General features: G+C 63.4%; 12 protein-coding genes. 6 read left to right on the top strand and 6 right to left on the bottom strand.

Annotated features, from left to right (window positions below; all coding sequences use genetic code 11):
* Positions 1-131: 131 nt before the first annotated feature.
* The 5 genes from rpsK to Q7T84_RS11525 form a co-directional block, all read right to left on the bottom strand.
* Entirely contained in the window at positions 132-521 is a 390-nt protein-coding gene (rpsK, locus tag Q7T84_RS11505) for a 30S ribosomal protein S11 (RefSeq protein ID WP_007662706.1), read from the bottom strand.
* A gap of 11 nt (positions 522-532) precedes the next feature.
* Entirely contained in the window at positions 533-901 is a 369-nt protein-coding gene (gene rpsM / locus Q7T84_RS11510; RefSeq protein WP_304808897.1) for a 30S ribosomal protein S13, read from the bottom strand.
* Between the two features lie 187 nt (positions 902-1088).
* Complete coding sequence (locus tag Q7T84_RS11515) at positions 1089-1661, bottom strand: adenylate kinase (RefSeq protein WP_304808899.1); 573 nt, start codon at positions 1659-1661, stop codon at positions 1089-1091.
* A 54-nt stretch (positions 1662-1715) separates the two neighbouring features.
* A complete protein-coding gene (gene secY / locus Q7T84_RS11520; RefSeq protein WP_304808901.1) occupies positions 1716-3071 on the bottom strand; it encodes a preprotein translocase subunit SecY in 1356 nt (451 codons plus the stop codon).
* 111 nt (positions 3072-3182) lie between these two features.
* A complete protein-coding gene (locus Q7T84_RS11525; protein WP_304808903.1) occupies positions 3183-3614 on the bottom strand; it encodes a MarR family winged helix-turn-helix transcriptional regulator in 432 nt (143 codons plus the stop codon).
* A gap of 210 nt (positions 3615-3824) precedes the next feature.
* On the opposite strand from Q7T84_RS11525, the gene Q7T84_RS11530 reads away from it, so the two are divergent.
* From Q7T84_RS11530 to Q7T84_RS11555, 6 genes are all read left to right on the top strand, one after another.
* On the top strand, positions 3825-4508 hold the full coding sequence (locus Q7T84_RS11530; protein WP_304808905.1) for a TetR/AcrR family transcriptional regulator: 684 nt from the start codon (positions 3825-3827) through the stop codon (positions 4506-4508).
* A 29-nt stretch (positions 4509-4537) separates the two neighbouring features.
* On the top strand, positions 4538-5299 hold the full coding sequence (locus Q7T84_RS11535; protein WP_304808907.1) for a Bax inhibitor-1/YccA family protein: 762 nt from the start codon (positions 4538-4540) through the stop codon (positions 5297-5299).
* A 132-nt stretch (positions 5300-5431) separates the two neighbouring features.
* Positions 5432-7063 (top strand): cytochrome c oxidase subunit I, encoded by a 1632-nt coding sequence (ctaD, locus tag Q7T84_RS11540; RefSeq protein WP_304808920.1) that lies wholly within the window; start codon positions 5432-5434, stop codon positions 7061-7063.
* A 421-nt stretch (positions 7064-7484) separates the two neighbouring features.
* On the top strand, positions 7485-7934 hold the full coding sequence (locus Q7T84_RS11545) for a PRC-barrel domain-containing protein (protein WP_304808909.1): 450 nt from the start codon (positions 7485-7487) through the stop codon (positions 7932-7934).
* 20 nt (positions 7935-7954) lie between these two features.
* Entirely contained in the window at positions 7955-8299 is a 345-nt protein-coding gene (locus Q7T84_RS11550; protein ID WP_304808911.1) for a carboxymuconolactone decarboxylase family protein, read from the top strand.
* 291 nt (positions 8300-8590) lie between these two features.
* Positions 8591-9670 (top strand): hypothetical protein, encoded by a 1080-nt coding sequence (locus Q7T84_RS11555; protein ID WP_304808913.1) that lies wholly within the window; start codon positions 8591-8593, stop codon positions 9668-9670.
* 50 nt (positions 9671-9720) lie between these two features.
* Here the strand turns inward: Q7T84_RS11555 and Q7T84_RS11560 are convergent.
* Positions 9721-11074, bottom strand: a 1354-nt coding sequence (locus tag Q7T84_RS11560; RefSeq protein ID WP_304808917.1) for an ATP-binding protein, incomplete at its 5' end; no start/stop codon positions are given.

The following is an 11074-nucleotide window of genomic DNA, read 5'->3' on the forward strand; positions in this document are numbered from 1 at the left end:
TCTCGATCATCGGCTTTTCGGGGCGAATGAGCTCGTTCCAGTTTCTTTCGATCACGGGCGGATGTCCTTGGAACGCGTATTCGCCGGCCGCGAAACGCACGGCCGGCGACGGGAGGGTCGGCTAGTAGAACTCAGACTCGCCGACGCTTCGGCGGCCGGCAGCCGTTGTGCGGAATCGGGGTCACATCACGAATGGTCGTGATCGTCATGCCGGCGGCCTGCAGCGCGCGCAGGGCCGACTCACGACCCGAACCCGGACCGGAGACGTTCACTTCCAAGGTCTTCACACCGTGTTCCGCGGCCTTCTTGCCGGCGTCTTCAGCGGCCATCTGCGCCGCATAAGGGGTCGACTTGCGCGAGCCCTTGAAGCCCATCGCGCCGGCGCTGGACCAGGAGATGGTGTTCCCCTGGGCGTCGGTGATGGTGATCATGGTGTTGTTGAACGAGGCGTTCACATGCGCCACGCCCGAGGTGATGTTCTTGCGTTCGCGCTTTTTGACGCGAGCCGGTTCCTTGGCCATCGAGGCTCTCTCTACTTCTTCTTGCCGGCGATCGGCTTGGCCGGACCCTTGCGGGTGCGGGCGTTCGTCTGGGTGCGCTGGCCGCGGACCGGCAGGCCCTTGCGGTGACGCAGGCCGCGGTAGCAGGCCAGGTCCATCAGACGCTTGATGTTGGTCGAGGTTTCACGACGAAGGTCGCCTTCGACGGTGAAGTCCTTGTCGATGGCTTCACGGATGTGGAGCACTTCCTGATCGGTCAGCTGGTTCACGCGGCGGGCGTCATCGATCCCAACGCGGGAGACGATGTCCTTGGCGGACTTCTGGCCGATGCCATGGATGTACTGCAGCGCGATAACCACGCGCTTGTTCGTCGGAATGTTGACGCCTGCGATACGAGCCAAGCCTAAATCTCTCTGTCTTATCGCGCCCCGATGGACGCACGCGCAAAACGAGACGCCACTAGCGCACCGGCCCTCAGCTTGCACTTCGAGCCGACGCGGGAGTCGCGCCTTTCGCGGAAGCGCACCGTTATAGGGATCGTTGCGCCGCCGTCAATGCCGGAGAAGGTTGATTTTCAACCTATCCGTATCAGGTCTTGATCGTCTCCAGCGCGGACCGGATGGCGGTGGAAACCGCCTCCATCGAGCCCATGCCATCAACGGCCGTAAGCTTCCCCTGCCCTTCATAGTAAGGCAGCAGCGGCGCCGTCTGGGTGTTGTAGGCGTCCAGACGGGCCTTGAAGGTCTCCGGATTGTCGTCCGGTCGCCCCTGTTGTTCGAATCGGCCGGTGACCCGCTCGAGCAGAGCGGCGTCGTCGACCAGCAGACGGACCACGATATCGATTCGCGATCCCCTGCCCTGCAGCATCACGTCCAGCGCCTCGGCCTGGGCCAGGGTGCGGGGGAAGCCATCGAAGATGGCGCCGCCGGCCGCGTCGGCCTCGTCCATGCGTTCGGCGATCAGGCCGATGACGATCTCGTCCGGCACCAGGCCGCCCGAGGCCATGATCGGCGCCACGACCCGGCCCATCGGCGAGTCGGAGGCGATCGCGGCGCGAAGCATGTCGCCGGTCGAGAGCTGGACCATGCCCCGCTCATCGACCAGGCGCTTGGCCTGGGTGCCCTTGCCGCTACCCGGCGGGCCGAACAGGATCAGGTTCATCGGTCGTCTCCCCTCGCCCCGCTCTTGCGTCGGGGCGCCTCCCGAACGGTCGGTCTACTTCCGGCCGCCCCGCAGTTTCGATTTCTTGATCAGGCCTTCGTACTGGTGCGCCAGCAGGTGGGACTGGATCTGCGCCACGGTGTCCATGGTCACCGAGACCACGATCAGGATCGAGGTGCCGCCCAACGCGCGAGTCTGCTGCGGGCTGCCCATGAAGCTGATCAGGAACTCCGGCAGCAGGCAGACCGCGGCGATGTAGGCCGCGCCGATGACCGTCAGCCGGGTCAGGACGTAGTCCAGGTACTCGGCCGTCCGTTTGCCCGGACGGATCCCCGGCAGGAAGCCGCCGTACTTGCGCAGGTTCTCGGCGACCTCCTCGGGATTGAACATCACCGTGGTGTAGAAGAAGCAGAAGAAGACGATCAGCGCGGCATAGAGCGCCACGAAGGCCGGCTGGCCATGTTGCAGACTGCCGACCACGCTCGGCATCCACTGCGCCCAGGCTGGAAGCTCGGCGTTTGCCAGGAAACCCATCGCGGTCGTCGGCAGCAGCAGCAGCGACGAGGCGAAGATCGGGGCCATGACGCCGGAGATATTGACCTTGAGCGGCAGGAACGAGGCGTCGCCGCCAAAGCTGCGGGATCCGGTCTGACGGCGCGGATACTGCGTCAACAAACGGCGCTGGGCGCGCTCCATGAACACGATCGTCACGATCACGCCGGCCGCCAGCCCTGCCATCGCCAAGACGCCCAGGACGGATAGCGAACCGGTGCGGGTCATGGCGAACATCTGCCAGACACCGCGCGGCAGGACCGCCACGATGCCGGCGAAGATGATCAACGAGACCCCGTTGCCGATCCCGCGACTGGTGATCTGCTCGCCCAGCCACATCAGCAGCAGGGTGCCGCCGGTCAGGGTGACGACCGTCGAGGCCAGGAAGAAGACGCCGGGGTTCAGAACCAGTCCGGGGCTGGATTGCAGGCCCGTGGCGATGGCGAAGGACTGGAACAGCGCCAGGATGACCGTCAGGTAGCGGGTATACTGGTTGAGGGTCTTGCGACCTGCCTCCCCGCCTTCCTTCCGCAGCTTCTCCCAGGGCGGATACACCGTCCCAAGCAGCTGCACGATGATCGAGGCCGAGATGTAGGGCATCACGTTCAGCGAGAAAATCGCCATCCGTTCGACAGCGCCCCCGGAGAACATGTTGAACATGCCCAAGATGCCCTGTGCCTGGCCGCTGAACGCCTGACTGAAGGCGATCGGATCGATGCCCGGGATAGGGATATAGGTCCCGAGCCGGTAGGCGATGAGCGCCATCAGGGTGAACCCGATGCGCTTGTGCAACTCGGCCGCCTTGCGGAAGGTGGCGAACCTCAAGTTCGCGGCAAGCTGTTCGGCGGCCGATGCCATGAAGATCTCCCAGCTCTGGCGCCTCGCGTGCCCGTGGCGCGCCTCAGCTAGGCCGACTATATATCGTGACCCGATATAAACAAGCCACACTCAGGCCGAAGACCCCGCCGGTCAGTCGCCCTTAAGTTTTTCGAGCTGCCCGAGCAGGCCGGAGAAGGCCGGAGCGATCACCCGCAGTTCCTGGAGATTCTTCACCGAGAGCGCCGCCAGAACCCCCTCCCCCGACGCTGTGAGCGACACCAGCACCCGGCGACGGTCCTCGACGTCGGCTGATCGCTGGGTGAAGCCAGCCTTTTCGAGGCGGCCGACCAGCTCGACGGCGCTATGGTGCTTGATGAGCAGTTCCGCGGCCAGATCGCCAATCGACACCGGCCGACTCACGGCTTGGGCCTTGATGGCCAACAGGGCCTGATGCTGCTGCGAGGTCAGACCGACCGACCGGGCTCCGGCCTCGGCGAAGGCGAGATAGCGTCTCACCGCATGCCGGAAGGCGGCCAGGGCCTCATAGTCCCCTGAGGTCAGTACGTCGTCGTCTGATCTCATGGATCTTCCCTTAGCACCGTCTAGCCGCGAGACGTTGATAGGCAGCTGTTCAAACGTCGTCATGCATATTTTCACCGTTGATTATATCGTATTCCGATATAACATCGTATTCATGTTCAAAACGGGGCGGCGCGACCACCCCTTCAACCCGCGAGATATCCTGACCGCTCGTCCCGGCCCGCTGCTCGCATTGGATGGATGAGATTTTAAATGTCTCGGTCGGTGCGTACGATCAACCAGGCCAAGCGGCGCGCCGTGTTCGACGCCGCCGTAGAATTGTTGGCCGAACGCGGACCGGGGGCGACCCTCTCTGAGATCGCCAAGCGTTCGGGCGTCTCCCGTCAGACCCTCTACAATCATTTCAAGGGCAAGGCCGAACTACTCAACGCTCTCTTGGCGACTATTAGTTTCTGGGCCCGGTGCCCCGCCTGCCCCCCGGCCTCTTCCGCCTCGCCTGAGGAAGCCCTCTGCGACTACGCCGCAGCCTTACTTGAGTGGGTGCAAGGCCCTCGCCAGGCGAGCGGGCTACGGGCCCTTGTCCGAGGCTTTGATCTGTCGCCCGAACAGGCGGCCCAGTTGCAGGCCGCCACGCTCGCGCCAGCGCTTCGTTCCCTTGAGCACCTGCTGGCGGCTGAGACGCACAACGGACGTCTGGCCGTCGATCAACCGGCGCGTGCAGCCGCGCTCTTCCTGAACATGGTGATCGCCCGGCCTCAGCTGGAGATCATCCAAGGCGCCGCCGCCATGACGCCGGCGGAGATCGCGGTTCTCTCGCGCCTCTGCGGGCGGCTGCTTGCCAGGGGATATGCCTGCGAACCGACCTATGTCGCCTACCTCCGCGCCCCGGAAGAGCGCCGCATCGACGCGGCGGCCTCCCAGGCCATGCAAGCGTGAGCACCCATTCTGGAAAAGGAGCCGTCGAGATGAGTAATCTTCACGAAAGCTATCGGCAGAAGCTGACCGTCACCCAGGACCTGGTCGTCGACCCAGCGCTCCGGACCTACCTGCTCAGCGTCTATAACAAGGTGGCGCTCGGCCTGATCCTCGCCGCCTCCCTGGCCTATGTGACATCCAGCGTGCCCGTCGCGCGCGACCTGCTGTTTCGGACGGTCACGACGGCCGGCGCGCCGCGCCTAGCCGGGCTGACGTCGTTGGGCTCCCTGGTGACCATCGCCCCGATCCTGTTGCTGATGTTCGCCGGCGGCGCGCTTTCTAAGCCCTCGCCGCTTCGAACCGGCGCGCTCTACTGGTCCGTGGTCGCGCTCATAGGCGCCTCGATGGGCCTCCTAGTCCTGGCCTTCACCGGCGCCTCGATCGCCACAACCTTCGTCGTCAGCGCCGCGGCGTTCGGCGGCCTGAGCCTGACCGGCTATCTCACCAAGAAGGACCTCAGCGGCCTAGGCGGCTTCCTGGCCACGGGCGTCATCGGCCTGATCGCGACGCTGGCGGTCAATCTCTTCCTACATAGCGCTGCGATCTTCTACGTCGCCAACATGGCAGGAGTGCTGATCTTCGCGGGGCTGATCGCCCACAATACCCAGGGGCTGAAGCTGGCTTTTCACCAAATCGGTGATGATCGCGCCGCCGTGTCCGCGGCGTCGAATGTCGGCGCGCTGGCGCTGTTCATCAGCTTCATCAACCTCTTTCAATTCCTGCTGCTGATGATGTCCGGCGACCGGCGCTAACGCGCCGGCGCCGTTGCGGAGCTCCCCCCGCCCAGCCCCAGCAGGGGCGAACGCGCGCTCGCCCCACCGCATCCCGCCCCGGAGGCCCCTATGTCAAGTTCGGCTGAATTCGTCCCCACCGCGCCCACCGTGATGGGCGGCGACGTCCCGCCAGGTGACCGGCCGAGCTTCCTGGTGCGCTGGCTGTTTTCGACCAACCACAAGGACATCGGCACGCTCTACCTGATCTTCGCCATCATGGCTGGGCTGATCGGGGGAGCGCTCTCAGGCCTGATGCGATGGGAGCTGTACGAGCCTGGGATCCAGGTGTTCGCCGGGGGATCGTGGCTCTCCAACCTGGGCTTTCTGCAGGGCAAGCACGGTTTCAACGTGACCGTCACCGCCCATGCTCTAATCATGATCTTCTTCACCATCATGCCGGCCCAGATGGGCGGGTTCGGCAATTACTTCATGCCGTTGATGATCGGCGCCCCGGACATGGCCTTCCCGCGCCTGAACAACATCTCGTTCTGGCTGCTCGTGGCCGCCTTCATTCTGATGACCACCTCGCTCTTCGTCGACGGAGGGCCTGGCCAGGGCGCGGGAACCGGCTGGACCCTCTATCCGCCGCTTTCGACCCTTGGTCATTCGGGCCCATCCGTAGACTTGGTGATCCTCGCCATCCACTTGGCGGGCGCCTCGTCGATCCTAGGCGCTATCAACTTCATCACCACGATCTTCAACATGCGCGCGCCGGGCATGACCTTGATGCGGATGCCGCTGTTCGTGTGGTCGGTGCTGGTCACGGCCGTGCTGCTGTTGCTGACCCTCCCCGTCCTGGCCGGCGCGATCACCATGCTACTGACGGACCGGAACTTTAACACCCACTTCTTCGATGCGGCCGGCGGCGGCGACCCGATCATGTACCAACACCTGTTCTGGTTTTTCGGCCACCCCGAGGTGTACATCATGATCCTCCCGGGCTTCGGGATCATCAGCCAGGTGGTGGCGACCTTCTCCAGGAAGCCGGTGTTTGGCTACCTGGCCATGGTGTTCGCCATGATCGCGATCGGGGTTCTGGGTTCGGTAGTCTGGGCCCATCACATGTTCACCGTCGGGATGAGCCTTGGCCTGACCACCTATTTCCAAGTCGCCTCGATGATCATCGCCGTGCCAACGGGCGTGAAGATCTTCTCATGGATCGCCACGATGTGGGGCGGCGCGATCGACTTCAAAACGCCGATGCTATGGGCCTTCGGCTTCATCTTCGTATTCACCGTGGGCGGCGTCACGGGGGTCGTGCTGGCCAGCGCGGCCTTCGATCTGACCGTCCACGACACCTATTATGTCGTGGCCCATTTCCACTACGTGCTGTCGCTGGGCGCGATTTTCAGCATCTTCGCCGGCTTTTACTACTGGTTCGAGAAAGTCACGGGCGTGAAGTACAACGAGTTGCTCGGAAAGCTCCATTTCTGGGTCTTCTTCATCGGCACCAACATCATCTTCTTCCCGCAGCATTTCCTCGGGCTGCAAGGCATGCCGCGCCGCTATGTCGATTATCCGCAGGCCTTCGCCTTCTGGAACAAGGTGTCGTCCGTTGGCTATGTGATCATGGCGGTCAGCATGGGGATCTTCCTGATCCTGCTGATCGAAGCCGCCCTGCGCCGCCGCAAAGGCCAGGCCAATCCCTGGGGAGAAGGCGCGACGACCTTGGAGTGGACCTTGTCGTCGCCGCCGCCCTTCCACCAGTTCAACGAGCTTCCGCAGGTCCCAGAGGGGCGCTGACCCTGGCCAGGCGCCCGTGGTCTGCGCCTGCGTAGCGCCAGATTTCACGCGCCCCACAGGCGGCGCCGTATTTCGCGCCTGCGAACACGGGACACAGTCCTTGATCAGGGCGTATCGGCGTCATGGGTGGTGGTGACAACCAGCGCCTCGTCCCGGACGATCAGCCAACCCCAGCCCGACCCACGCGGCGGAAGTCGGAGCCCGGTAGCGAAGGACACCGGCAACCAGAGTTCGACTGCCTCAGTCCGTGCTCGACTTCGTCATAAGACAAGCTAGTATATCGTAATACGATATTTATTCGCTTCCACGAACGAGGACAGTGATGACGATTGTAAGTGAATTCATGGGTTGGTTGTCCTGGAACGACCCGCCCCGTCGCGAAACCGGCCGCAATCGATCGCGACGGCCCACCGTTCCATTGATGCGCGAAAGCCTTCCAGGTCAGCGCGGGCGGCCTGGACCCCCAGGCGGCGTAGAGCCGCGATCCCACCTTGCGGCCGCCCCACGGCCACGCCAGTGGCTGGTCGCCGCCACGCGAGTGACCGGCGCGGCGGTCTTCGACAGAGATCAGTTGCAGATTGGGGAACTCCGCGACCTCTCGATCGACAAGAAATCCGGGCGCATCGTCTACGCCCTGGCCGCCCTCGGAGAGCGCCCTGCGGCCGTCGAACGGCTCCACCCGCTCCCGTGGTCGCTCCTCAAGTACGACTTCGACACCGAAGGCTACGTATTCCCGCTCAATGCGGCTTCGATAATAGCCGCGCCAAGCGTAAGCCGCGGCGAACTCGCACAGTTCGGCGTCGCTGACGACGACTGGCCCAACAGGCTCGCCAAGCACTACGACGCCTATGTCATGCCGTCCTACATCTAGAGAACGCCAAGGAGAGGCAGATGCCCGATCAGGCCCTTTATCCCCCAACCAGCCGGGAACTCGCCCAGAAGCGTCGTGAGCTTTCACCCGAGATCGAGGCCGCCTTCCAACAGTTCAGCCAGAAGGTGTTCGCGGACGGAGCCCTGCCCGTAAAACTCAAGCAGATCATTGCGGTCGCCGTCGCCCACGTCACTCAAGGCCCGTACCGCAACAAGGGGCACACCACCGCGGCGCTGCGGCACGGGGCCTCGCAGGAGGAGCTGATGGAGGCGATTTGGGTGGCCGCCGAGATGAGAGCTGGCGCGGCCTACGCACATTCAATTCTCGCCATCGACACCATGGAAGCCGCCCAATCTCCGCCGTAAGGCGTGGCGGTCTGGCGGTTCTGATCTGGGCCTTGCTTGTGCTGGCCTGTCGGCTGGGTGGCCGGTCAGCAGCGGCGCCTGGCTAACGGCCAAGCTCCCGGCTACCATCGTTTGATCGTCGATGGGGGTGGATGAAATGGTCGATATTGGCGCTACAAATCATGCCGCCCGAGACATTGACCGGGGCGACAAGTACGTTCCGGCCACATCCGTCGACAATGTCCCCCGGGCCTGAACTTGGCGGTGCAGTTGCAGAAAGGTCAACGCCGGCCCGCTTGCTCGAGTACGGGCTTGTTCGGAGCGGTCAGTGCAATCGCCGCGCTCCTCGGCGCTGCTGGTCCGGCCCATGCCGGCGCGCAGCTTCGAGACCTGACGTGCGCCGAAGCATCGACGACCGCCGTCGCGAAGCAACCGTGGAGCCCGGGGCGCAGTCCATACGGACTGCCCTACGAGGACTGGACGGCTGATGACTTCGCTAAGCTAAAGGTTAGGATTCGTGAATGTGGCGGCGACCCCGCCTACATTGGCTATCAGCAACAGCTTCAAGCGCGAACGCGGCCCAGCGATTCTGCACGTCTTGCCGCGAATTTTGCGGCCGAGCTTGGAACGGTCTCCAAGGATCCGACGCTGGCCCTGCAGCAATTTGATGACCTGTCTCGCCAAGTCAAGGCTTCCTCGATGGATCTTGGAGACAAGGCCAGCATCGGGGCGCGCATCGCTAACCAGCGACGAGGGGAAGTGCTGCGCAAGGCCTCTGAGGATCGCGCTCGGGCCGAAGTGGACGCTGAACCGCATCTGCGCGCTCTGATCGACGAAGTTGAAGCAACACCCGCCACCGCTGCTGGTCGCCGCCAGTTGGTGCAGCTTGGATCTGGCAATCGATATCAACTGCCCGAGCTGACCTTCCAGCAGCAAAATAGATACGAAGGCGCCATTGGCCGACGAATTCAGCAGATCGATGGCGAGCTCACGCTCGCAAAATGCGCGCCCCTAGTCGCTAGGATGGGATTGCCAACCACCATGGCGAGGCATGAGGTCGTTGATCAACTCGGCACTCCCATGAACCTCGTCGTTTGCCAATCGTATGTCGCGACCGGCCACGGAGAATTTCGCCCCATGGGCACCGCCGGAGCCGGGATCTATGCGGTGCGTTCTGGGCAGACAACCCTCGTCTTTCAGCTTGGGCGCTACGTCAAAGACACAGGCGCCTTCTTCCCACCGTCAGCCCCCATCCAGCGCGGAACGCCAGCATTCCGGTTCGAGGGCGTGCGCGATGGCTCACAGACCCAACCCGCTTCGCGCGGTTTTCTGATCAATTTTCTCGCCCAGTACACTGGGCCGTGGACCGAGTTTCTTCGCGCAGCAGACTAAAGCGCAAGGGCCCATGATCCTGCACTTTTCCCGATGCAGACATCTCATCATCAGGCAGGAACAATGATGGTCTCAAAACTATCGCGGACGTGGTCAAGAAGGACATCGACCGTGAACGGCTTCAACATCAGCCTGACGCCGCGCGCCTTCAAAGACACCCCCAGAACGCTTTCGGGCGCGTGCCCTGTCATCAACAGCACTTTCAAGCCAGGACGCTTGGCGATCGCTGCCTCGACCAGTTGCAAACCGTCCAGACCCGGCAGTCCGATATCGCTGATCAGCAGGTCAATGTGAGCCTCCGAATGCAGGATCTCGAGAGCCGCAACGCCATCGGTGGCGGAGAGACCGCGATATCCCTGATCCTGCAGGACCTCCATCACCAGACCGCGAACCGCCTGCTCATCCTCGACCACCAGAACCACCCGTCCCCCGCCGGCCGGATGAGGCAAACCCAAAGTTGGCTTCTCGCCGTCGGCGTCCTGCTTCGCCTGACTTCGTGGCAGGAAGATCGTGATCGTGGTCCCTCGGCCAGTTTCGCTTTCGATTTTCACCGCGCCGCCGGACTGGCGCGCGAAGCTGTAGATCATCGGCAAGCCAAGGCCTGTTCCAACCCCTAAGGGCTTGGTCGTGAAGAACGGCTCGAACACATGATCGATGACCTCAGGCGCCATGCCCTCGCCGGTGTCCTGAACCGCGACAAAAACGTATTGGCCCGAGCCCACGTCAAGACCTCGGGCTTGGTCGACGCCGACAGTGACATGTCCGGTCCTGATCGTCAGACGCCCCCCATCTGGCATGGCGTCGCGGGCGTTGATCGCCAGGTTGAGCACCGCGCTTTCAAACTGGTTCGGGTCGCACTCGCAGCGCCAGCCCCCCGCCGTGATCGCCAGGTTCAGTTCGATTTTTTCGGACATGGTCCTGCGCAGCAGATCTTCAATCGAGGTCACAAGACGATCGATATCCACCAGCTCGCGAACAAGCGGCTGGCGCCGGGAAAAGGCCAGGAGGCGGTGGGCTAGCGCCGCCGCACGATTGGCTGAGCTCATCGCCGTGGCGGCGAACCGGCGAACGTCGTCCAGACGGCCGGACTCAATGCGCCGTTGCATCAAATCCAGGCTGCCGATGACACCGGTGAGCAGGTTGTTGAAATCGTGGGCGATGCCCCCCGTGAGCTGCCCCACCGCCTCCATCTTATGGCTTTGCCGCAGAGCGCTCTCGGCCGCCTGACGCTCGACGATCTCACCGCTCAGACTATCAAGAGCGCTCAGGAGCGCTTCGGTACGCTCAGTGACGCGCGCTTCGAGCGTGTCGTTCAGGTGCTTCAACGCTGCCTGATCGTGAACCCGCTGGGTCTGGTCCACGATGATCGCCAGCACCCCCCGCGATTGTCCGACCTCATCCAGG

This window comes from Phenylobacterium sp., assembly GCF_030654915.1.
In the GTDB taxonomy this organism is placed as follows: Bacteria; Pseudomonadota; Alphaproteobacteria; order Caulobacterales; family Caulobacteraceae; genus Phenylobacterium.

Bases quoted from the DNA above. Each gene is read 5' to 3' on its own strand.
- rpsK (WP_007662706.1), bottom strand. From the start codon at position 521: ATGGCCAAGGAACCGGCTCGCGTCAAAAAGCGCGAACGCAAGAACATC.
- Q7T84_RS11515 (WP_304808899.1), bottom strand. From the start codon at position 1,661: ATGAACCTGATCCTGTTCGGCCCGCCGGGTAGCGGCAAGGGCACCCAG.
- secY (WP_304808901.1), bottom strand. From the start codon at position 3,071: ATGGCATCGGCCGCCGAACAGCTTGCCGCGAACTTGAGGTTCGCCACC.
- Q7T84_RS11525 (WP_304808903.1), bottom strand. From the start codon at position 3,614: ATGAGATCAGACGACGACGTACTGACCTCAGGGGACTATGAGGCCCTG.
- Q7T84_RS11530 (WP_304808905.1), top strand. From the start codon at position 3,825: ATGTCTCGGTCGGTGCGTACGATCAACCAGGCCAAGCGGCGCGCCGTG.
- Q7T84_RS11535 (WP_304808907.1), top strand. From the start codon at position 4,538: ATGAGTAATCTTCACGAAAGCTATCGGCAGAAGCTGACCGTCACCCAG.
- ctaD (WP_304808920.1), top strand. From the start codon at position 5,432: ATGGGCGGCGACGTCCCGCCAGGTGACCGGCCGAGCTTCCTGGTGCGC.
- Q7T84_RS11545 (WP_304808909.1), top strand. From the start codon at position 7,485: ATGCGCGAAAGCCTTCCAGGTCAGCGCGGGCGGCCTGGACCCCCAGGC.
- Q7T84_RS11550 (WP_304808911.1), top strand. From the start codon at position 7,955: ATGCCCGATCAGGCCCTTTATCCCCCAACCAGCCGGGAACTCGCCCAG.